This window comes from Enterococcus sp. DIV1420a, assembly GCF_051712165.1.
Lineage (GTDB): Bacteria > Bacillota > Bacilli > Lactobacillales > Enterococcaceae > Enterococcus > Enterococcus faecalis.
Genome location: NZ_JBIOOI010000002.1, coordinates 499,532 through 522,917, shown reverse-complemented (window position 1 = coordinate 522,917; position 23,386 = coordinate 499,532). Strand labels below are relative to the sequence as shown.

The following is a 23,386-nucleotide window of genomic DNA, read 5'->3' as shown; positions in this document are numbered from 1 at the left end:
TGATAAACTGAATGGTTTTGTCTTACCTTCTCCTAAATAAACGATTAATAACAGTCAAGGATTTTCTGCATATACTGGTTTAATTGCCCATAGCCTTCCAATTCTCTGATTACTGGGAGCGGACAACGAACCTTTTTATTAAATAGTGTCCGCTTTTCAACATATTCTGTAACTTCGTCTAAAAATTTATCTAATCCTTTTTCTAATTTCATACAACTTAACTGATTGCAAATTCGCACGTCTCCTGCCTTTTTCTTTTGAACTTGTTTAAATGATTGTGAGAATGCTTTTGCTTCAAACATTTGTGCTTCTAACTGTCTTTTTTCAATCGTTATTTTCGGTACTGCTTGATTTCCATCAGTATCCTCTAACTGGCGACTCATAAAGCGACGATAAATTTCCTCTTCTAATTCGTCCAATTGTCGTTGAAAGTCCGCAGGAATTGTCCGACTTGATGAATTTTCTTTCTCACTTTCCATAGAGACAGCTTCTTTTTCTGGCTTCTGCTCCTCTTCTTTTTCGGCAGACTTATCCACTGAATTTAGCGAGCTTTTTTCTGTTTCTTGTGGAAAAGTAAATAAAGGTTTTGCCGCGGTACTCTGCTGGTTTTCTTGTTTTTTTTCTGGCAGCGCTTCTTTAATTGGCGCTGGTTCAGATAACACTGGTTCTTTCGCTGGTTCTTCAAGCACTAGTTTGTTAACGGGAAGCACTGCTTCACTTGTTGCTACAGTTGTTTCACCTTCTTGATTTTCCCGATTATCAGGCGAGAGATTGACGTCTGGTTGTTCCAGATTAGTATCCTCTGATACTTTCAGCGATGCCTGTTCTGCGGCTATCACAGGAGAAGCTCTTTTCAAATGGATCGTTTTTATTTGTCTAGAAATGACGGGATTTCTCGTTTGATTAACGGCTTCATTTAAGGAGGCTAAATTTTCTTTTAAAAGTGTCAACATTTCACGTAAGACAGCAATTTCACCAGCTAATTCCGTTAATTGATTTTCTTGCGGCACTACTTGCACATTGGTTTCATTCATACGGACTGTTTTTTTATTTTTAGTTGTCGGTATTTCATACATCCATTGTTTCAGTGCGGATCGTAAGTCACGAGTGGTCGGCTCAAAACTTCCAAAATAAACAGTGTAGTACATTAACTCCGTTTCAACATAGACATAAATCTTTTTAACAATTAACTCTTCAAACTGTTCTGATTCATCCCAACTTTCGCATAAAGCCTCAAAAAATTGTTCCCCTTCTGCTAAATTTTGATACTCTTTCGCTAAATAAAGCTTGCGAATTAAGTAAAAATTATACGGTGTTTCAACATTATCTGCATAAATTTCTCGTCCTAAAAAATCTGGATTCGTTTCTTTACAAAGAAAGACCGTTTTCTCTTCTGGTTGTGTTTCAAGTGTTTTAGTCATGAGATTCACTTCCTTTTTCTCCGTTAATAACCATTTTTTAATGATAGATACCTTTAGTATACAGGAGAAATTCTTCTGATTTTCTCATATTTTTAAGAGACAATAGAAATTTTAGAGAAAAATCGACAGAAAAAAAAACGTGAGATAAACAGTCCTATTGACCATTTATCTCACGTAAAATACTTAAACTGACTATTTTATCCTTGGACATGTAACCAATTATTCTGCTGAATCAATTGGCAAAATCGTGTCTTTTTTCTCGCGACGTGCAATTGCTGGTAAAATCATTCCTAATAGAATTAAGACGATTGGTGTCACAATGTTAGAAGCTAATTGGAACAACCAGCCTTGAGGGTCTGAAGCATACTCAAATTTAGGCACCATTCCTAGGATACAAGCAAAGGCTGTAAATAGGAAACACCAAAGACCAAACACAAAACCAATTTTAGGATTTTTAACAAATTTATATTCTGAATTAAATTGTTTGTATGCTTTGTTTAGAAGCATATAGGCAAAGAAGACCCACAAGTAACGCATTGGCATAACTACAGAATTTAAGTTAGTTAGCCATTTAACCACTTCGTTCATGTCCTTCAACCCAAACATTGGTAAAGCGATAATAATACTTACTAAAATACCTGTTAATAAGTAACCATTAATTAACGTACCTTTTTTCGTACGTTTACGTAACCAACTTGGAACAAATTCTGGATCTGCTTCAGCTAAAAGAATTTTCAGTGGAGCATCAATTGAAAAGGCTAACGCAGCCACTTGACCCACTGTATTCGTCAAAGCATAAACAATCATTAAGAGATTACCGACACCATAATATGCGCCTAATTTTTGGAAGGCACTGTAGGCACCATTTGCCATTAAATCTTTAGGAATATTGTCACTTGAGAATAACATTCCCATTGCAAATGAACCTAAAACAGCCGATAAACCAACCATTGCCGCTAGGAAAATCATTCCTTTAGGGAACTCTTTGGCTGGATTTTTAGTTGCATTTACGTAAGGAGAAATTTTTTCAGCGCCACCTACCGCAAAAACTAACATTGATACGGTTGTAAAATAACTAAAATCAAATTTAGGAATGTAGGTGCTGACTTGTGACATGTTTGGCGTCGCAAATTCAACCGTTGAATTAATAAATGGTGCGCCTACCGCTAATAAAATGAATAAAATAGACATCACAAACATGGCGGTTCCAGCTAAACCACCAATGACTTTTAAGGTGGTTAACCCTTTTGTTGATAATAACAAGAAAACCAAGAAAATTATTAATGAAATAAATGATACCGTTACGATTGGCATCGTATTGACTAGGTTTCCATTCCCTTGAACTGCCCAACCTAAGGCAATTAAAATTGCTTGTGGTTTTTGTGCCAAGTAAGGAATGTGCACTACCCAATAAGTCCATGCTGCATAATAGGCTAGACGTTTAGTACTGGTATTTTGCACCCACGAACTAACTCCACCATTACTGTCTTTAAATGTTGAACCTAACTGTCCTACGATTAACGCATAGGGAATAAAATATAAAACTAAAATCAAAAGCCATGAAGTGACCACTGAAATCCCTTGTTGTGCATAATTATTCACAACATTTCCAAGACCCCAGACCATGTTAAAGGCAATTAACCCGACGGTGAACCATCGTAATTGCTTTTTGTCCATATAACCAATTCCTTTCTTATTAAAAAAAATAAAGCTCTTCATTTATCATAAGCATTTTACTTTTTATGCACAAGCTCAACATAATTAAATAAAGATGGCTTTTTAATAAGTAATTAAAACGCTTCTAGCAATGATTTTCTAATTTATTTGATGACTAAAAAAGGCCGGTGAATAAGTTGCTTCACCAGCCTTTTTCTAAGAGATTTTTCTTTTATAACATATCAAATAATGATAATTGGTTTTCATCTGGCAAGTCTTTTAAGACACCATTTTCATTCATGTATTCAATTAACGTTTTAGAAACTTTGCCTCGTGTTGCCAAATCTTCTTTCGATAAGAACGGTTGCTCTTCTCGCGCAGCAACAATGGCTTTCGCTACGTTGAGGCCTAAACTTGGCACTGCTCGGAAAGGTGCAATCAAGGTATCCCCTTCAATCACAAAATTTTCAGCATCTGATTTGTACAAATCAATCATGCCAAATTTATAGCCCCGTTCCAACATTTCATTACATAATTCTAAAACCGTTAATAAGTTTTTCTCTTTAGTGGAGGCGTCCATCCCTTTGTCCGTAATTTCTTTCATTCGTGCTTTCACAGCTTCTTTTCCTTGTGACATTGCCACTAAGTCGAAGTCATCCGCCCGAACGGAGAAAAACGCACAGTAATATAAGATTGGGAAATAAACTTTAAAGTAAGCGACCCGCAACGCCATTAATACGTATGCTGCCGCATGGGCTTTCGGGAACATATATTTAATTTTAGAACAAGAATCAATATACCAGTCAGGGACGTTGTTTTCTTTCATCGCATTTAAATACGTATCCCGTAGTTCATCAGGAATCTTATTCCATTGTCCTTTACGTACCGTTTCCATAATCTTAAAGGCCATCCCACTGTCCAAACCAGCATGAATTAAATAAACCATGATATCATCCCGACAACCAATTACTTCAGCAAGATTGGCTTCGCCACGACGAATCAATTCTTCTGCATTCCCTAGCCACACATCGGTTCCGTGAGACAGTCCAGAAATTTGAAGTAATTCTGCAAAAGTTGATGGATGGGTCTGTTCTAACATACCTCGAACGAAACGTGTCCCAAATTCAGGAATTCCTAAAGTTCCTGTTTTAGAATAAATTTGCTCTGCATCCACACCTAGAACATCAGGTCCTTCAAAAATACGCATCACTTCTGGATCGTCTGTTGGGATGGTTTTTGGCTCAATCCCAGATAAATCTTGTAACATCCGAATCACGGTCGGATCATCATGTCCTAGAATATCAAGTTTTAAAATATTATCGTGAATGGAATGGAAATCAAAGTGCGTCGTTTTCCATTCTGCCTCTTGATCATCAGCAGGGTATTGAATTGGCGTAAAGTCATAAACATCCATGTAATCAGGAATTACAATAATACCGCCGGGATGCTGCCCAGTCGTCCGTTTAACCCCTGTTGAACCTTTGGCTAAGCGATCAATTTCAGCACCACGCAAATGTAAATTATGATCTCTTTCATATCCTTTAACAAAGCCATACGCTGTTTTGTCGGCTACTGTACCAATGGTTCCTGCCCGGTAGACATATTCTTCACCAAAAAGAACTTTCGTGTAGTTATGGGCTTCGGCTTGATAATCGCCAGAAAAGTTCAAATCGATATCGGGAACTTTGTCGCCATGGAACCCTAAGAACGTTTCAAAAGGAATATCGTGACCATCTTTAAACAATCGAGCGCCACATTTTGGACAGGCTTTTTCAGGCATATCAAACCCTGAACCATAGGAACCATCTTCATAGAACTCAGAATATTGACACTCAGGACAATAATAATGTGGCGCTAAAGGATTTACTTCAGTAATCCCTGTCATTGTCGCAACAAAACTCGAACCGACAGAGCCCCGTGAACCAACTAAATAGCCATCTTCATTACTTTTATGCACCAGTTTTTGAGAAATTAAATAAATGACCGAGAAACCATTCCCGTTAATCGAATTCAGTTCCTTTTCTAACCGTTTTTCGACAATTTCTGGTAAAGGATCGCCATACAATTCGCGCGCACGATTGTAGCTTAAATCAGTGATCTCTTGTTCAGACCCAGGAATTTTCGGCGTATACAAATCGTCTTTTACTGGAATAACTTCTTCACATAAATCAGCGACTTTGTTGGGATTTTCTACTACAATTCGCTTAGCGATGTCTTGTCCTAAAAATTGAAATTCCGTTAACATTTCATCGGTGGTTCTGAAATGAACCTTTGGTAAACTATGGCGATTTAACGGATTAGCGCCGCCCATAGACCCGACTAAAATTTTCCGATAGATGGCATCTTCTTCATTTAAATAATGAACATTTCCAGTGGCGACAACCAGCTTACCAAGTTCGTCACCGATTTTCACCAGATTACTAATAATTTCTTCCAAATCTGCTTCATTTTTCACCAATTCTTGTTCAATTAATGGCGCGTAAACTGGTTTGGGCATAACTTCAATATAATCGTAGAATTTGGCACGATTTTTTGCTTCTTCGACACCTTTTTGCATCATTGCTTCAAAAATTTCGCCGTTTGAACATGCGGAACCGATTAAAAGTCCTTCTCTTAACTTCGATAATTGCGAACGAGGAATCCGTGGTACTCGGAAAAAATAATCTACATTGGACATGGAAATCAATTTAAAAAGATTTTTTAATCCTGCTTGAGTTGTTGCTAAAATCGTTGCATGGAAAGGTCGAGCTCGTTTGTATGAGTCTCCTTCGCCAATATGACGATTCAAATCATCATGGAAATGCATATCATGATTCTCTTTCGCTTCTTTTAAGAAAATCCAGCACAAATGACCTGTTGATTCCGAGTCATAGATGGCGCGGTGATGTTGTTCTAAGTTGACGCCAAATTTTTTCGATAAGGTATTTAGACGATGGCTTTTGAAATGTGGATACAAGAATCTGGATAATTCTAATGTATCGATGACGGGATTAGCCGCTTCAGGTATTCCATGTTTGCCATAACTTGTATTTAAGAACCCCATATCAAAAGAAGCGTTGTGGGCCACTAAAATAGTTCCTTCTGAAAACTCTTTAAACATGCGTAAAACTTCTTCTTCGGATTTTGAACCGCGCACCATTTCATCTGTAATCCCAGTTAAATTGATTGTCGTTTGAGATAATGGATGGCCAGGATCAATAAACTGCTCAAAAGTCTCAATGACATTTCCTTTGTGCATTTTGACAGCGGCCAATTCAATAATTGTATCATAAACAGCGGAAAGCCCCGTTGTTTCCACGTCAAAGACCACATAGGTAGCATCTGTTAATTCAATATGTTCTTCGTTGTAAGCAATAGGTACACCATCATCAACAATATTGGCTTCCACGCCGTATAAAATTTTAACGCCTGCTTTTTTACCTGCAGCATGGGCATCAGGAAACGCTTGGGCTCCGCCATGATCCGTAATTGCGATGGCCTTGTGACCCCATTTCCCTGCTTGCGCCACCAAGTCACCGACTTTATTGGTCGCATCCATTGTACTCATGTTACTATGCATGTGTAATTCTACACGTTTTTCACCTTCTGGCGCGTAGTCTTTTCTTGGCGCATGGGCGACTTCCATCAAATCTTGAGCATTCATGACTAAATCACGCATGAAGGTATCTTCTTGTACACTACCACGAACACGAATCCAACTTTGCGGTTGAATCGCATCAAAAACTTGTTCATCTTTTTCCCCATTCGAAAATTTCTTCACCACGAAAGAGGAAGTATAATCAGTTATTTTCAAAATTAAAATTTTTCGTTTAGAACGCAATTCACGCACTTCTTTATCAAAAATAAAGCCTTCAATCGTTATCCGACGTTCTTCTTCCAGTATGTTTCCCATTGGCATAATGGGTTCATCATTGGGAATATTCCGCCCTAAACGAATTGGACCATCAAACGCAGGCGCTTGTTGTTGTTTTTCTTTTTTCATTTGTTCATGTTTAACAAGCGATTCAGCAGCTTGTTGTTGAAAGGCTGCGGCTTGTTCTAATTTTTGCTCTTCAAACTTTTTCAGCACTTCTGCAGCTTGCTGTTGATCCATTTTTGGTTCAATATGAAATTTAGGAAACCCATAAGAGAAATAAAGTTCCTCAATAATTGGTAAATATTGTTGCTTCAAATAAGGAATAACTGCTTCATTATCAACAGGTAAGATAATTTTCCGATCTTCAAATTGTGGTGTCTGTGTTTTTAAGACTTTCTGAACTAACGGCGTATTGCATTGACTATTTAACAAGGCCAACTGCCAATAATCCGTTAATTGTTCCTCTGTAAATGTTGTCTGATTTGTGGTTATTTGAACGGAAACCTGCGCAATTTGTTGAAAAGCTAGTTCCAATTGTTGCATAAATGTTTGATATAGCATCACTGGCATCAATTCATCAAAACTTAAATGAAATTCCCATAAGCGACTTTGTTGGTGAACAATGACCTTGTCAATCCGGCCATTTTGAATTAAGGGATGTTCTTTCGCTGTGTCATCTAACTGAATTTGCGTCATCAGTTTATCAAATAAATCGCGTGCTTTTTCTGTCACAAAATGAACCTCCTTCTATCATTGAAAAAAGGCCCTCAGACAAATCTGTCAAGTGCCTTTTTTCGGTTTCTCTGCATTCGCTTCTCTATTAAGTATACTCGTTTTTTGTAAAAAAACAATCTTGTTCCGTCAATGGCTTGCTAAAAATTAGAGAACAAGAATAATGTACTCCTGAAGAATTCCATTATTTGTTTGAACATATTGAACAAAAAGACATCTTGTCAATCCGTATTTACCAATCCCTTACAAATCCATTCTTGCCATTTCTTCCAATTTCTCAATCTCTTTTCGATAATTTTTTCGCATGGTTTGTTCTGTTTCTTCTAGGATTGAAACAAACCGATTTTCTGTTCGTTTCATTTCATCTAAACTGGCGGCTATTTGATGATGAAACATTCGTTTGTCCCAAGTATCATTTCTAGTAAAATAAGCCACCTTGTCTACTAGTTGGTTCGTTTGTTGTCTAAATCGCTGGATTTCAGCGGAAACATGTTGCTGTTGTTGATTGATTCTGCGCTTTTCTTGATAATAGTTGTCTTCAATCATCTGGTAACTGCGGCGTTTTTCTTCCGGTTTCATCTCCTAACCTCCTTTTGCTGGTGTTTTTAAATTTGCGTCAGGAATCGTTTTCAAATAATGGCTCGCTGCGTCCGCCACTTGCCCTTGAAAGGTACCTTTTAAGGAAGAAGGCAAGGTAGTTTTTGATTGTTTGCTCATCAATTCTGAAAGTTTCTTGATTGTATGTGTGGAGGTTTGTTTGATGGTTGCGATTCTGGTTTGTTTTGCTGTAATCACAGCTTGAATGGCTTGGCGTTCTTGTATCTTTTGTACGCGTTCTAATTCCAATTGAAGTTCTCTTTCCAGTTCATCCATGTGCAACATCCTTTCATTTCTGTGCAAATAACTGATTCCCTGCTTGGCGATCGTATTCTTGAATATTTTTAGCCGCAGTTGTTAACTTTTCACTAAATGTCATCAGTTTTTGATTATATTGTTTCACTTGTTTCCGATTGTGACTGGCCTGTGCCTCGTCCCACAAACGACTTTTTTCATAGGGTGCAATCATTGCTTGGACCTCAGAATAAGACAAATATTGTCTAATTTCATTGGCACTTGTTAAAATTTCCTTGGAAATTTCTGCTAACGCTTGTTCTGTGTCTTGCTGGCTTTGTTTCAGCAATTTCTCCGCTTCTTCACCGATTGTCCTAGCCTGATTAGCTACCTGTAATGCCAAGTCTGCTCGTAACTTGATTTTTTGACCGCCAGAAGCACTGGCAATTTTTGTATGTAAAGAACGAATAGCTTTATCAGTACCAGATTTTAATTTTTCCAAATTCGCATTCGTTTGCGCAAATTCGCCATAGAGTTCTAAGTACTCCTGCACTCGTTTTTTCGCTTCGGCTTCATTATTTGTGGTGGGATCCCAGTCGCCATTTTTCTTTGCCCAGACTTTCGCTGCTAACTTGACTTGCTCCAAAGTCATATTCGGTGCGAAAATGCCATCTTTGGCTAAACGATCCAAATCCAAGTCGTCTCCATCAAAATAGTTGGCTAAAGTATTATGTTCACCAACCCCTGAAATCGAAGAAATCGTGCCATATTTACTATCACGTCCTGACAGTGCTGCCCACGAATCATTTTGGTAGCGAATCAAAAATTCTGGATTTTCTTGTAGCCACTGTTTTTCACTCGTCGTTAAACGTTCAAATTGATTGCGGCCCCAATCATCAAAACTGGTGGTACGAAAGCCCATTTCTTGCCCGTATTTCCCTGCCATTTTCATCATGTAGCCACCTGATTGACTAAAGCCTGCAACATCGGTAATTGTGCCGTTTTGCGAGGCGATTTTTTGCTGCGTTTGTTTTAAAAATTTTTCAGCTTCCTGATATTCTTCAGAAAGTCCACCTACAAAAGCTGTCCCAGCTGTCTCAAAGCCTTTTTTACCTTCATCACCAAAGGAATTGGTACCAGCGTACACGACAGCGACGTTGTTATAGTCAGGTTTGCCTTGGTCATCTAAAGGGGCGATGGCCATGGCATTTAGTTGGCTGGATTTGGTGCTGGCGGCTTTGTTTATAAGGTAATAATCTTCCTCTAGCCCTTGAATAGATATTTTATTTCCATTTTCTCTATTTTGAACGATTTTTTTTGCTGAATCTATTGATTTTGCTAAAACTTCAGTAGTCATTTCATCACTCACTAAAACATGCCTCCTAATAAACTAATTCATGAATCTCTAAATTAGAGATTACTTTTGCATTTGAACTTCCTTCAGAAGATTTTTTAATTTTTTTAGACTCTGATATCTCTAATTTGTCTCCTATATTCAAGCCTTTTGTTGCATTTTCTACCTCCAACACTAAAATAGAATCTATTTTTTGAGGTCTTAGATAATCTAATTGAATATATTTTTCAAGTTTATCATCGTACTCAGTATTGTAATTTAACGTAAACGACATCGTAAAATAATTATCCTCAGATACATAAATTCTCACGTCACTATCCACATAATTCCCCAACAACGAAGGCCCATATCCTTTTGCATTCCGCCATTCCACGCCAACGCCTTGCCACTCAATCTTCTCAATGCCTTCATAGTTTTCTACTAAATAGTTCGATACATATTTTTGAATCAAATCGATTCCTTGTTGGTAATCTTTTTCTATTGCTTTTTTATCCATGTATTGTTTCCCTCCAATTCCTAAAATAATTAATATGATAGTAGCTAAGCTTATTAGCCACCACTTTCTTTTTTTCACTGACTCCCCTCCTTTCTTTTTATGTACACTAATTTTTTAAAACTTCTATGTTAAGCTATCTTCACTTCCTGATATTCTTCAGAAAGTCCACCTACAAAAGCTGTCCCAGCTGTTTCAAAGCCTTTTTTACCTTCATCGCCAAATGAATTGGTACCAGCGTACACGATAGCGACGTTGTTATAGTCAGGTTTGCCTTGGTCATCTAAAGGGGCGATGTCCATGGCATTTAGTTGACTGGATTTGGTGCTGGCGGCTTTGTTTATAAGTTGAAAGCTCTCCTTTCGTTGATTAATTTCTAACTTGAATTCTTCTCCGATTCTAATCTCTTTTACTCTATCTTTGGTGTCATCAATTGCTTTAGCTAACACTTCTGTTGTAATTTCATTGCTCATTACACTAACCTCCTAATACTTCAATTCATAAATATCTAAATTATAAATAATTTTAGGTATCGATAGCTTTACTGTTTTTTTCCTAACTTGCTGAAGTTTTATTTTTTCTTTGTCATTAAATCTTCTATTAGCATTCCGGATTTCCATTTCTAACATAGAATCTATGTTTTCAGAATTAAGAACATCACTTTGAACATATTTTTTTAATTCTTCGTTGTATTCTGTTTCATCAGTCAAGAGAAAATGTAATTTAATGTAACTATTTTGAGAAACAAATAACTTAACATCGCTTTTCACATAATTCCCCAACAACGAAGTCCCGTATCCTTTTGCATTCCGCCACTCTACACCAACGCCTTGCCACTCAATCTTCTCAATTCCTTCGTAGTTTTCCACCAAATAGTTTGACACATATTTTTGAATTAAATCGATTCCTTGTTGGTAATCCTTTTCTATTGCTTTTTTATCCATGTATTGTTTCCCTCCAATTCCTATTATGATTAGTAATGCAGTAGCTAAACCAATTAGCCACCATCTTCCTTTTTTCACTAGCTTCCCTCCTTTCTTTTTATGTACACTAATTTTTTAAAACTTCTATGTTAAGATATTTTTGCTTCCTGATATTCTTCAGAAAGTCCACCTACAAAAGCCGTCCCAGCTGTCTCGAAGCCTTTTTTACCTTCATCACCAAATGAATTGGTACCAGCGTACACGATAGCGACGTTGTTATAGTCAGGTTTACCTTGGTCATCTAAAGGGGCGATGGCTATGGCATTTAGTTGGCTGGATTGGGTGCTGGCGGCTTTGTGGATGATTTGATAGTCTGTTTTTTGTCTTTGAATATCTAAAGTCACAGTATCAGTTTCTTTTTGAACTGTCTTTTTAATGGCATCAATTGCCTTTGCCAATTCTTCTGTTGTAATTTCCTTTGTCAAAATCTTTTACCTCCTAATAAATTAATTCGTGAATTTCTATGTTATAAACTACTTTTGCATTTGGACTACCTTTATCGGACTTCTTAAATTTTTCAAAAAGTTTTTTTTCTTCTTGACTCAAACCATAGACTGCATTCTCTAGCCCTACCTCAATAGTACCATCTGTATTTTCAGGATTTAATGTTTTTGATAAAACATACTTTTTCAATTCGTCCTTGTATTCTCCTTTTTCACTTAAGCGAAAATCTGACATAAAATATTTATCTTCCGAAACATACACTTTCACGTCACTATCCACATAATTCCCCAACAACGAAGGCCCATATCCTTTTGCATTCCGCCACTCTACACCAATACCTTGCCACTCAATCTTCTCAATGCCTTCATAGTTTTCTACTAAATAGTTCGATACATATTTTTGAATCAAATCGATCCCTTGTTGGTAATCTTTTTCTATTGCTTTTTTATCCATGTATTGTTTCCCTCCAATTCCTAAAATAATTAACACGATAGTAGCTAAACCAATTAACCACCATTTTCCTTTTTTCACTGGCTTTCCTCCTTTCTTTTTATGTACAATCGTGTTTTAACATTCTACTGGATTCGTCCCATAAATCCCTTTCACTAGTACAGCGCCAATGCTACTGGATTCCCTTTACTAACCTAACTTCATTCAATCGTTTCTATTCTGAAAGAGTATTTTCTTTAATTTTCTAACCTATTTTTTATTGGTTATAACCTCCTCTATTTAATCTAATGAATTAGCCACCATTTTATAATACCATTAGCATATAATTACTGTAAATATAATTTTAAATTCTATATATATATGAAAAATTTGTTTAAAAACACAAAAATATCATTTAATCAGCTTAAATCACTTATTTATTTCCTTTGTTATTAAAAAAAATAAATGGAATAATTTTATATAGATTAATTTTTAAAATCGAATATTGTTTATAGCTTGAGACATTTAAGTTTTTTATTACATTAAAAAAGCTTAAAACAAAATCAGAGAAACTTTGATTTCGTTTTAAGCTTTATACTGTTATTAAGTTTGTTTATTTATTCCACTTCTGATGTTGTGTTCATCAAAATAGAAAGTGTACTTTCTAATTCTTCTTTGCGTACTTCCAACATTTCACCAGTACGTTTGATTTTGACTTCTACCACACCATCGACTGCTTTTTTACCGACTGTGATACGGATTGGACAACCAATTAAATCAGCATCAGCAAATTTTACGCCTGCGCGCTCGTTGCGGTCATCAACTAATACTTCGTAGCCCGCTTCGGTCATCATTGCTTCAACTTCTTGTGATAGTTTTGTTTGATACTCATCTTTCACATTCATTTGGACCACGTGTAAATCAAATGGCGCAATTCCTGTTGGCCAATTAATACCGCGCTCGTCTGCATTTTGTTCAACGATTGCTGAAAGTAAACGACTAACGCCGATGCCATAGCAACCCATGATCACTGATTTTTCACGACCGTTTTCATCTAAAACTGTTGCGCCCATAGCATCACTGTAACGCGTTCCTAATTTGAAGATATGACCAATTTCGATTCCTTTGGTAAAGGCTAAGACACCATTGCCATCAGGAGAAGGATCGCCTTCTTGAACAAAGCGTAAATCTTCGTAACTAATTGGTTGGAAATCACGATCTGGATTTACATTTGTCAAATGATAGCCATCTTCGTTAGCTCCAACAATGGCGTTGGCTAAATCTTGAACGGCTAAATCTGCATAAATTTTAACATCTTCGGAAACATTGACTGGACCAATTGAACCAAAGCCAGCTCCTAAGACACGGCGGGCATCTTCTTCCGTTGCTTCATCTAAGAAATCAGCGCCTAAGAAGTTTTTCAATTTGACATCATTGACATCATGATCGCCACGAACCAAGACCATTACTGGCTCTTCATCGGCAATAAATAGTACTGATTTAATAATACGTTGTGGCTCAACTTCAAAGAAGTTTGCCACTTCGGCAATTGTACCCACTTCTGGTGTTGCAATTTTTTCTAAATCTAATTGTGTTTCATGTGATTTTTTCGGCGTATAAAGACTTGTTGCCATTTCTAAATTGGCAGCATAATCACTTTCTGTTGAATAACAAATAGTATCTTCCCCAATTTCAGAAATCGCCATAAATTCTTTAGAATCTTTACCACCCATGGCACCACCGTCCCCAATAATGGCACGGAATTCTAGTCCACAGCGTTCAAAAATGCGTGAGTAAGCTTTTTCGTAATCACGGTATGATTGATCTAAACTAGCTTCATCGGCATGGAAAGAATAGCCATCTTTCATGATAAATTCACGGCCTCTTAATAAGCCAGAACGTGGGCGTTTTTCATCACGATATTTTGTTTGAATTTGGTATAAATTCAAAGGTAATCGTTTGTAAGAATTAATTTCATCACGAATTAATTCTGTGAAGGTTTCTTCATGCGTTGGGCCTAAGATATAGTCACGGTCATTGCGATCTTTTAAGCGATACAAGTTAGGTCCATAAGTTTCATAACGGCCTGATTCTTTCCAAAGTTCTGCTGGTAATAACGCAGGCATTAACATTTCAACTGCATCAATTTTCTCAAATTCTTCTCGCATAATCGTTTTTAATTTTTCTAAAACACGATTGGCTAAAGGTAAATAAGAATAGATCCCTGCAGCGACTTGACGAATATAGCCTGCGCGCAACAGAATTTGATGACTTAAGACTTCTGCATCATTTGGTACTTCTCTTAACGTTGGAATTAACATTTTTGACTGTTTCATTAAAACTCTCCTCTATTTTAAAATCAACTATTTTTGATTTCTTTACACACTTTTTTACTTAAGCTTTCTCCTTAAAAGAAAAAGCGTTGAATATCGTTCCAAGTAACTAACACCATTAACACCATGACAAACCCAAAGCCAATTAACGTAATGATGCCTTCTTTTTCAGGACTAATTGGTTTTCCACGTACACCTTCAATAATGTTTAAGACAATTTTCCCGCCATCTAAAGCTGGGATTGGCAACAAATTAATAATCCCTAAGTTCATTGACAACATGGCCATTAAGAATACAACTGTACTTACTCCAGCATTGGATGCTTCTTCCGATAATTTAAACATCATGACTGGCCCACCTAGTTTGTTTAAACTAAAGCCTGTGAATAGTGAGCCGAGTGCTTTAAAAATCTGTGTCGTACTATTCAAAGTATCCTGAATACCGCCCATCAATTTTGACGGTAAATCGGTTTTCATATAAGGATAAACGCCGACTTTACCAATCGTTTGTTTTTCCACTTTTTGTTTTTCTGGTGTCACTGTTAGTTGCTCTTCTTTGCCGTTACGCTCAACTACGAACGTTAACGGCTTTTCGGGGTTCTTCTGCACAATGGTTGTAAAATCTTCGTATTTTTTGATTTTTTGATTATTAATCGATAAGACTTTATCATTTTCTTTCAACCCAGCTTCTGCGGCTGGGCCATTAGGAATCACTTGTCCAATTTGATTCGTGTTTAAATCAGTAACGCCTCCTTGTAGAAAGACCGCTAACGTAAACAGAATAAACCCTAAGATAAAGTTATTCATGGGTCCCGCAAAGTTCGTCAAAATGCGTTGCGATAATTTCGCTGATTGAAATTGAACGTCAAGTGGCGCAATCCGCACCTCGGTTCCATCACTTTCAATAATCGTTGCATCATGGTCAACTTTATAAACGGTTTCTTCTTCCTCGTTTCCATTGACATAGCCCTTGATGAATAATTCTTTTTCAAGATCAAAATCAACGACTTCCATCGGAATACTATGAGGTAATTGTACTTTTTTACTTGTATTAATTTTAACCACATTACCCACGGCATTTAACTCAACAGATAGAGGCATACCTGGTGTGATTTCTGTCATGTCTTCGCCCATCCCAGCCATTCGCACATAGCCACCAATTGGCAATAAGCGAATCGTATAAGTGGTGCCATCTTTTCCACGATGCGCAAAAATCTTTGGTCCCATTCCGATTGCAAACTCACGAACTAAAATACCCGCTCGTTTTGCAAAATAAAAGTGGCCAAATTCATGTACGAGGACAAGAATACCGAAGACAATAATGAATGTGATAATTGTTTTCATAGATGTCCTTCTTCCTTCATTCACTGACGTTCAGTGCTTTTTATTATTACATGGGAAAGTCTCGTAAAACTTGCTCTGTTCCCTTCCCGATAAACCAGTGCAACTGTTTACTGAGAACAGTCGCCACTGTTAGTGAACAAATCTTTCCTTATGTAAGACAAGTTTTATTTTAGCATATTCACTCATAAATAACCATTGGACTTGACCACTTCGCCTAGATATTTTGTGTTTTTTTAGAAAACTCTATAAATGAGAGGAATTGATTACTACGACCAGTATTTTTTTAAAGACCTTCAACAATAGTAGCTAACTTTAGAGCCTAAACTTTTCCGACAGTTTGTCGTATTTTATCAACACGCTGATTGACATGTGCTACCATGAAAGTATTAATAGTAATTTTAGGGGGAATGAATCTATGTATGGAGAATTACATGGTAAAGTGGCCGTTGTCACTGGTGCAGCTACGGGTTTAGGATTATTTATTACTCTGCGTTATATCTTAGAGGGCATGAATGTTGTTGCTGACTATGTCGGTGAGCTGCCTAAAGAATTTGAAGATGTCCAAGCCAAGCACGCAGATCGCGTAAAATTCGTGAAGGCTGATGTCTCTAATGAAGAAGATATTAAAGCGTTAGCTGAAACCGCTTTAAAAGAGTTTAGTCATGTTGACATTTGGGTAAATAACGCCGGTGTGGAGGCTTCTTTTCCGACAATTGATATGCCATTAAAAGAATGGCAACGTGTCATTGATGTCAATTTAAACGGTGTCTTTTTGGGTTCTAGAGAGGCACTCCGAATATTTAGAGATCAAAAAATCAAAGGGTCAATCATTAATATGTCCTCCGTACACCAAAGAATTCCTTGGCCAACGTTCGCCCACTATGCGGCAAGTAAAGGCGCAACCGAAATGTTCACGAAAACAATCGCTTTGGAATATGCGGAATATGGTATTCGTGCCAACTGTATTGCACCTGGAGCGATTAACACACCTATTAATGCTGAAAAATTTTCCGATCCCGAACAGTTAAAACAAACAACGAGCATGGTTCCTATGGGCATTATTGGTAAACCAAATCAAGTAGCTGCTGCGGCCGCTTGGTTAGCTTCTGATGAATCCTCATACGTAACCGGAACAACACTCTTTGTAGATGGCGGGATGTCTCTATACCCTTCGTTCCAACACGGAGCTGGTTAAAAAGTAGTCTGCAACAAAATTCTCTATGAATTTTTGTTGCAGACTTTGTACTATCACACACAAAATCTATTCAGGAGGCTTACCATGAAACTAGTCAAAAATGTTCTTTTAATTTTAATTGGTTTAGTTATTATCGGGATTGGCGCATCCACTTTAAGAGTGGCAGGTTTAGGAGTTGATCCTTTCACTGCTATGAATATCGGACTTTCTTCAATGTTTGGTATGCAATTAGGCATTTTTCAAATTATTGTCAATGCGTTTATTTTATTCTATGTCTATTTAAAAAACAAAAAAGCCATTGGTCTAGGAACTATTTTAAATATGCTTTTAGTAGGGATTTTGATTCAACAGATTTCTACTTGGCTTCAACCTTACGCCGATAGTTTAGGAGGCTCAACAATTGGCAAACTACTTTCTTTATTCGTCGGAGTCCTGATTTTTACATTTGGCTGCGCCTTATACATGGCTACAGATCAGGGCGAGTCCCCCTATGATGCGATTGCGCCAACCATCTGTCAACAAATCAACAAACCTTACGCTTCTGTTCGAAAAGCACAAGATTTGTTGGTCCTATTAATTGGCTTTATTGCTGGTGGTCCAATTGGGATTGGTACAATTATTTGTGCATTTGGTGCTGGCCCACTCATTAGTTTCTGGAACAAGTTACTTCAACCTTTAGTAAAATAATTTTTTAACTAAAATATAAGAAAAAGCGATGACTCCATAGAGATTTTCTTCTCGAGTCATCACTTTTTTATTTGTGCTTCTTTGAAGAAGCATGATTAGTATGTTTCTTGTTTGGATTTCCGTTGTTATTTTGGTTGATTATTTTGTTGGTAGAGTGAAAAACTAGCCGACAGAGCCTTCCATCTCATAACTAATCAACCGATTCAACTCAACCGCATATTCCATCGGTAATTCTTTCGTAAATGGTTCAACAAAGCCCATAACAATCATTTCTGTCGCTTCGGCTTCAGATAAGCCGCGACTCATTAGATAATATAATTGTTCTTCAGAAATTTTTGAAACTTTGGCTTCGTGTTCTAAGGACACTTGGCTGTTATGGATTTCGTTAAACGGAATCGTATCTGATTTTGATTTTTCGTCCATGATAATCGTGTCGCATTCGATGTGGGAAATCGAGCCTGCGCTGTCTTTTCCAAAAGTCACTTGGCCACGGTAGTTAACTTCGCCGCCGTCTTTAGCAATTGATTTTGAAACAATTGAGCTAGAGGTATTCGGCGCATTGTGAATCATTTTGGCCCCAGTATCTTGGATTTGGTTAGCGCCAGCAAAGGCAATCGATAACATCGTGCCACGGGCACCTTTGCCATCTAAGTAAACGCTTGGGTATTTCATGGTTGTTTTAGCTCCTAGGTTCCCATCAATCCATTCGACAGTGGCACCTTCGTAAGCTTTAGCACGTTTGGTTACTAAGTTGTAGACGTTATCTGACCAGTTTTGAATAGTGGTATAACGACAATAAGCATCTTTTCTTGTGAAAATTTCTACGATGGCCGCATGCAAGCTGTTACTTGAATACGTGGGTGCCGTACATCCTTCAACATAGTGAACGCTGGCTCCTTCATCGACAATAATCAAGGTCCGTTCAAATTGGCCGGTATTTTCAGCGTTGATTCGGAAATATGTTTGTAATGGTACATCAACTCGAACGCCTTTTGGTACATAAATAAAGGTTCCACCTGACCAAACAGCTGAGTTTAAAGCGGCCAGTTTATTATCTGTTGGTGGCACAAGTTTTGAAAAATACTCTTTGAATAAGTCAGGATATTCTTTTAAAGCAGAGTCGGTATCTGTAAAAATGATGCCTAATTTTTCAAATTCTTCTTTCATATTGTGGTAAACAACTTCTGATTCATATTGAGCAGAAGCCCCAGCTAGATAAGCACGCTCAGCTTCGGGAATCCCAATTTTTTCAAAGGTTTCTTTGATTTTATCAGGTACATCATCCCAATCGCGTGCGGGTTTATCACTCGGTTTTTGGTAATATTTAATTTTACTAAAGTCAATATCTGACAGGTCTGGACCCCATTCTTGCATGGGCATTTTATTGAATTGTTCTAACGATTTTAAACGGAAGTCAAGCATCCATTCTGGTTCGCCTTTCACGCGAGAAATTTCGCGAACGACGTCTTCTGTTAGGCCGTCTCCGGTACTAAAGACTGGTTCCACATCGTCGTGAAAGCCAAATTTATATTCTTCTAATTCAGGTACTGTACTCAATTCGTCGTCACCCTTTCTTTATTTTTCACAATGTAAATGACCGGCTTCGCCTTGGCCGTTATTAGCAACAGCCTGCTCTAAGGCTTTCCAAGCCAGGGTTGCACATTTAATCCGAGCTGGAAATTTAGCTACGCCGCTTAACATTGCTGCATCGCCTAATTTTTCATCTTCGGCCACTACATTTCCTTGAACAAGTTGAGAGAAATCCTCTGCTAAGGCCGTTGCTTCGGCGATTGTTTTTCCTAAGACCGCATCAGTCATCATACTAGCACTTGCTGTACTGATAGAACAGCCACTTCCTTGAAAGGCGATATCTTTAATCACACCGTCTTCAATGGCCACATCCAGTTCAATCACATCTCCACAAGTAGGATTATTCAGTTCAATTGTTTGGCTAGACGCATCTAGCGTTCCGTGGTGATGTGGGTGGCTAGAATGGTCCAAAATGACTTGGCGATATAAGTTATCTAATTTAGAAAGTGCCATGCTGGAAAAACTCCTTTGTCGCTTTAATCGCTTCAACTAAGCGATCTGCGTCTTCTTTGGTATTGTATAAATAAAAACTTGCCCGTGCGGTTGCTGGCACGCTCAAATAGTTTAATAGCGGTTGCGCGCAATGGTGACCCGCTCTGACAGCGACCCCTTCCATATCTAACGCCGTAGCCACATCATGTGGATGTAAACCGTCAATATTAAAAGCAATCACACCTGTGTGGTCTTTTGGATTCTGTGGACCATAAATCGTCAAGCCCTCGATAGCTTGCAACTTCGGCAAAACATAGTGAACAAGGGCTGCTTCATGTTGATGAATGGCCTCTAAACCAATTTCTGTTAAATAATCAATGGCGGCACCTAAGGCAATTGCCCCAGCAATATTAGGTGTGCCAGCTTCAAATTTCCATGGAAGCTCTTTCCAAGTACTTTCTTGAAGATGAACAAAGTCAATCATTTCGCCACCAAATTCCACAGGTTCCATTTGTTCCAATAAATGACGTTTGCCATAAAGGACACCAATTCCAGTTGGTCCACACATTTTGTGACCACTAAATGCATAAAAATCAGCATCGATGGCTTGAACGTCCACAGGCATATGAGGAACTGCTTGCGCGCCGTCTACCACCATCACAGCGCCATTTTGATGAGCTAATTGTGTTAATTCTTCGATTGGATTAATGACCCCTAACACATTTGAAACATGAGCAATCGAAACAATTTTCGTTTTTTCTGTAATTTGTTGACGTGCACTTGCCATGTCTAAAAAGCCGTCTTCAGTGACGTCTATATACTTCAAAATGGCTCCTGTACGTTGGGCTAATTGTTGCCAGGGAATAATGTTTGAATGATGTTCCATGTAAGATATGACGATTTCATCCCCGGCTGTAACTGCCAAGTCACCATAACTTTTGGCAATCCAATTCAAACTGGTTGTTGTTCCTCGTGTAAATAAAACTTCCGCTGTTTCTTTGGCATGGATAAATTGGCGAACCTTTTCGCGGGAGGCTTCATAGTCCTTCGTTGCTCGTTCGGCTAACGTGTGCACCCCACGATGAACATTGGCATTATCGGTTTCATAATAATGTCGTAAAATATCTAACACTGCCGTTGGTTTTTGGGTTGTTGCAGCATTGTCTAAATAAACTAGCGGTTCATCATTAACTTCTTGAAATAAAATAGGAAACGATTGACGAATGGTTGCTGCATCCATCATGCGTTTAACTTCCCTTCAATTACTTCTACAAATTCATTTTGTACTTCTTTAACTGGAATTGCTGTAATGACAGAACCTAGGAAGCCACGAATCACCAAACGTTCCGCTTCTTCTTTACGCAAGCCGCGGCTCATTAAATAATACATTTCTTCTGGATCTACTCGACCAACGCTGGCTGCGTGTCCGGCAGTCACTTCATTTTCATCAATTAAAAGAATTGGATTGGCATCACCACGAGCTTTATCAGACAGCATTAAAACACGACTTTCTTGCTGTGCGTCGGCTCCTTTTGCTCCTTTTAAAATGTGGCCAATTCCGTTAAACGTTAAAGTACCACGTTCACGAATAACTCCATGTTGTAAAATATGACCAATTGAATGTGGCGCTTTATTTGTCACTCGTGTGTCGATGCCTTGTGTTTGTTTACCTGCACTAATTGCAACAACTTTAACTTCTGAATGAGCGCCTTCGCCAACTAAATCAGAATCAAAATCAGCAACAACATCGCCATCATTCATGACGCCTAGAGCCCAATCAACAGAGGCATCCCGCATAATATAGCCACGACGATTCATATAAGTCGTTACAGTTTGCCCTAATTGATCCACAGCTGAGTATTTAACTTTTGCGCCATCTTTCGCAATCACTTCCACAACGATATTTCCAGAAGCTTTCTCTGCGTGATGACCAGTTGATTGAAAACGTTCTAAATAACTGAATTCGCTATGATTATCTGCAACGATTAAAACATGTTTAAAGAAAGGTTGGTTGCTATCTGAATCCTGAATAAACAAAGATTCAATGGGCTCTTCAATCACTACGTTTTTAGGAACGTATAAGAAAACGCCACTATTCATGAAAGCTGCATGAGCTGCTGTCAGCTTATCTTCTTCTGGTAATACGGCTTTAGTCATATAGTATTCTTTAACTAATTCTGGATGCTCTTGTAAAGCAGTAAAAATGTCTGTAAAAATTACCCCTTGTTCCGCTAATGAGGCTGGCAATTGCTCAAAAGCATGAAAAGATCCTTGTTGAACAATTAAAGGATTGTCTTTCATTTGATCAAAACTTGCGACATTTCCTTCAGAAGGCACATAACTTTCCATGTGAACATTTAATAAAGGCCAACGATGAAATTTCACACGATCAATATGTGGTAACTCACTTTCGTCAGCGTTTCTTAAAGCCGTTGTTCGCAATTCAGTCATCCAAGCTGGTTCTTCATGTTCTAGTGAAAAAGCGGTGACTTCGTCAAGATAATCCATTAGATTTACTTTTTTCATTTATCTTGTCCTCCTTACGCTTCTTCTTTGTAATCAATACCTAATTCTTGGCTGATACCAGCATAGCCTTCTGTTTCTAAACGTTTTGCCAAATCAGCCCCACCGGTTTTCACAACGCGGCCTTCCATCATGATATGAACAACATCTGGCGTGATATAGTTCAATAAGCGTTGATAATGGGTAATAATTAACGCACCAAAGTTCTCGCCGCGCATTTCATTAACCCCTTTAGAAACAACTTTTAACGCATCGATATCTAAGCCTGAATCAATTTCATCTAAAATGGCAAACGTTGGCTCTAACATCAATAATTGTAAAATTTCATTTCGTTTTTTCTCGCCGCCAGAAAAACCTTCGTTTAAGTAACGCTCAGCCATTTCTTCAGGCATATTTAATAATTCCATTTTGCTATCTAATTTTTTTAAGAACTGCATGACTGACATTTTGTTGTCTTCGTCACGTTTTGCATTGATTGCTGCACGCATGAATTCAGCATTGGTAATCCCTGGAATTTCACTTGGGTATTGCATTGCTAAGAATAAGCCTAGGCGAGCGCGTTCGTCTACTTCTAAATCTAAAACGTTGACGCCGTCAAATAGAATTTCTCCTTCTGTGACTTCATAGTTGGGATTTCCCATAATTGCTGCTGATAAAGTAGATTTACCAGTTCCATTAGGTCCCATAATTGCATGGATTTCTCCAGTATTAATTGTTAAATCGACTCCTTTTAGAATCTTTTTATCTTCAATTGATACGTGTAAATTTTTGATTTCTAACACAGACATGTACAATTCCCTCCAACTTGTTTTAATCGTTTTTCCGTTCTCACTCATTTTAGCCTAATTGAGAATGAATCGCAAATTACAATTGCTAAAAATAACAACTCTTATCATCAAATTTTAGGATTCAATTTGTGAAGAAAAATTTTAAAAGGCTGATATTTCAAAGTTTCTTTATATTTTTAAGTGATCCTCCCTACACAAAGAAAAAAATTCTGGTAGAATAAAAAAATTTATTCAAGAAAGCGTTTTCTTAAATAATTACTTTAGAATGACTTTCGCAAAGAGAGCGTTGAGATACG

At 37.7% G+C, this 23,386-nt stretch carries 20 protein-coding genes; 2 read left to right on the top strand and 18 right to left on the bottom strand.

What is annotated here, in order from left to right:
- Positions 1-44: 44 nt before the first annotated feature.
- The 13 genes from IGI80_RS13870 to rseP all read right to left on the bottom strand — a co-directional run bounded on the left by IGI80_RS13870 (position 45) and on the right by rseP (position 15,875).
- Positions 45-1,421 carry a hypothetical protein gene (locus IGI80_RS13870; RefSeq protein ID WP_002397162.1) on the bottom strand — a complete coding sequence of 459 codons (1,377 nt, stop codon included), beginning with the start codon at positions 1,419-1,421 and terminating at the stop codon, positions 45-47.
- 219 nt (positions 1,422-1,640) lie between these two features.
- Positions 1,641-3,098, bottom strand: coding sequence for an amino acid permease (locus tag IGI80_RS13865; RefSeq protein ID WP_002356790.1), 1,458 nt, complete (start codon positions 3,096-3,098; stop codon positions 1,641-1,643).
- Positions 3,099-3,309: 211 nt separating this feature from the next.
- The gene (locus IGI80_RS13860) at positions 3,310-7,665 is read right to left on the bottom strand and encodes a PolC-type DNA polymerase III (RefSeq protein ID WP_002382781.1); all 4,356 of its coding nucleotides are present in this window, start codon (positions 7,663-7,665) and stop codon (positions 3,310-3,312) included.
- A gap of 243 nt (positions 7,666-7,908) precedes the next feature.
- Positions 7,909-8,244, bottom strand: coding sequence for a hypothetical protein (locus IGI80_RS13855; RefSeq protein WP_368553380.1), 336 nt, complete (start codon positions 8,242-8,244; stop codon positions 7,909-7,911).
- 3 nt (positions 8,245-8,247) lie between these two features.
- The gene (locus IGI80_RS13850) at positions 8,248-8,538 is read right to left on the bottom strand and encodes a hypothetical protein (RefSeq protein WP_010818970.1); all 291 of its coding nucleotides are present in this window, start codon (positions 8,536-8,538) and stop codon (positions 8,248-8,250) included.
- A gap of 13 nt (positions 8,539-8,551) precedes the next feature.
- Positions 8,552-9,865 carry a hypothetical protein gene (locus tag IGI80_RS13845; RefSeq protein ID WP_438723863.1) on the bottom strand — a complete coding sequence of 438 codons (1,314 nt, stop codon included), beginning with the start codon at positions 9,863-9,865 and terminating at the stop codon, positions 8,552-8,554.
- Positions 9,866-9,878: 13 nt separating this feature from the next.
- Positions 9,879-10,424: a hypothetical protein gene (locus tag IGI80_RS13840; RefSeq protein WP_016618577.1), complete on the bottom strand. Its 546-nt coding sequence runs from the start codon at positions 10,422-10,424 to the stop codon at positions 9,879-9,881.
- Between the two features lie 50 nt (positions 10,425-10,474).
- Positions 10,475-10,816: a hypothetical protein gene (locus tag IGI80_RS13835; RefSeq protein ID WP_010820168.1), complete on the bottom strand. Its 342-nt coding sequence runs from the start codon at positions 10,814-10,816 to the stop codon at positions 10,475-10,477.
- A 12-nt stretch (positions 10,817-10,828) separates the two neighbouring features.
- Positions 10,829-11,365, bottom strand: a complete 537-nt coding sequence (locus tag IGI80_RS13830; protein ID WP_016632310.1) for a hypothetical protein — start codon at positions 11,363-11,365, stop codon at positions 10,829-10,831.
- A 50-nt stretch (positions 11,366-11,415) separates the two neighbouring features.
- A complete protein-coding gene (locus IGI80_RS13825; protein ID WP_016617422.1) occupies positions 11,416-11,751 on the bottom strand; it encodes a hypothetical protein in 336 nt (111 codons plus the stop codon).
- 13 nt (positions 11,752-11,764) lie between these two features.
- Complete coding sequence (locus IGI80_RS13820; protein ID WP_016626707.1) at positions 11,765-12,301, bottom strand: hypothetical protein; 537 nt, start codon at positions 12,299-12,301, stop codon at positions 11,765-11,767.
- Between the two features lie 515 nt (positions 12,302-12,816).
- Positions 12,817-14,535, bottom strand: a complete 1,719-nt coding sequence (locus tag IGI80_RS13815; RefSeq protein ID WP_002359769.1) for a proline--tRNA ligase — start codon at positions 14,533-14,535, stop codon at positions 12,817-12,819.
- A 71-nt stretch (positions 14,536-14,606) separates the two neighbouring features.
- A complete protein-coding gene (rseP, locus tag IGI80_RS13810) occupies positions 14,607-15,875 on the bottom strand; it encodes an RIP metalloprotease RseP (protein WP_002362168.1) in 1,269 nt (422 codons plus the stop codon).
- 415 nt (positions 15,876-16,290) lie between these two features.
- Between rseP and IGI80_RS13805 the strand changes: the two genes are divergently transcribed.
- Both IGI80_RS13805 and IGI80_RS13800 read left to right on the top strand, forming a co-directional pair.
- Positions 16,291-17,070, top strand: a complete 780-nt coding sequence (locus tag IGI80_RS13805) for an SDR family oxidoreductase (protein ID WP_002378538.1) — start codon at positions 16,291-16,293, stop codon at positions 17,068-17,070.
- Positions 17,071-17,154: 84 nt separating this feature from the next.
- Entirely contained in the window at positions 17,155-17,757 is a 603-nt protein-coding gene (locus IGI80_RS13800) for a YczE/YyaS/YitT family protein (protein ID WP_002393123.1), read from the top strand.
- A 162-nt stretch (positions 17,758-17,919) separates the two neighbouring features.
- Here the strand turns inward: IGI80_RS13800 and sufB are convergent, their stop codons facing one another.
- From sufB to sufC, 5 genes are read right to left on the bottom strand one after another with little or no spacing between them, the layout of a single operon-like run.
- On the bottom strand, positions 17,920-19,314 hold the full coding sequence (sufB, locus tag IGI80_RS13795) for a Fe-S cluster assembly protein SufB (RefSeq protein ID WP_002356769.1): 1,395 nt from the start codon (positions 19,312-19,314) through the stop codon (positions 17,920-17,922).
- An 18-nt stretch (positions 19,315-19,332) separates the two neighbouring features.
- Positions 19,333-19,800 (bottom strand): Fe-S cluster assembly sulfur transfer protein SufU, encoded by a 468-nt coding sequence (gene sufU, locus IGI80_RS13790; RefSeq protein WP_002410794.1) that lies wholly within the window; start codon positions 19,798-19,800, stop codon positions 19,333-19,335.
- Entirely contained in the window at positions 19,787-21,022 is a 1,236-nt protein-coding gene (locus IGI80_RS13785) for a cysteine desulfurase (RefSeq protein ID WP_002410793.1), read from the bottom strand. The genes sufU and IGI80_RS13785 overlap by 14 nt, the downstream gene beginning before the upstream one ends.
- Positions 21,019-22,305 (bottom strand): Fe-S cluster assembly protein SufD, encoded by a 1,287-nt coding sequence (gene sufD, locus IGI80_RS13780; protein ID WP_002364433.1) that lies wholly within the window; start codon positions 22,303-22,305, stop codon positions 21,019-21,021. The genes IGI80_RS13785 and sufD overlap by 4 nt, the downstream gene beginning before the upstream one ends.
- A gap of 14 nt (positions 22,306-22,319) precedes the next feature.
- Positions 22,320-23,090 carry a Fe-S cluster assembly ATPase SufC gene (gene sufC / locus IGI80_RS13775; protein WP_002356763.1) on the bottom strand — a complete coding sequence of 257 codons (771 nt, stop codon included), beginning with the start codon at positions 23,088-23,090 and terminating at the stop codon, positions 22,320-22,322.
- Positions 23,091-23,386 lie beyond the last annotated feature (296 nt).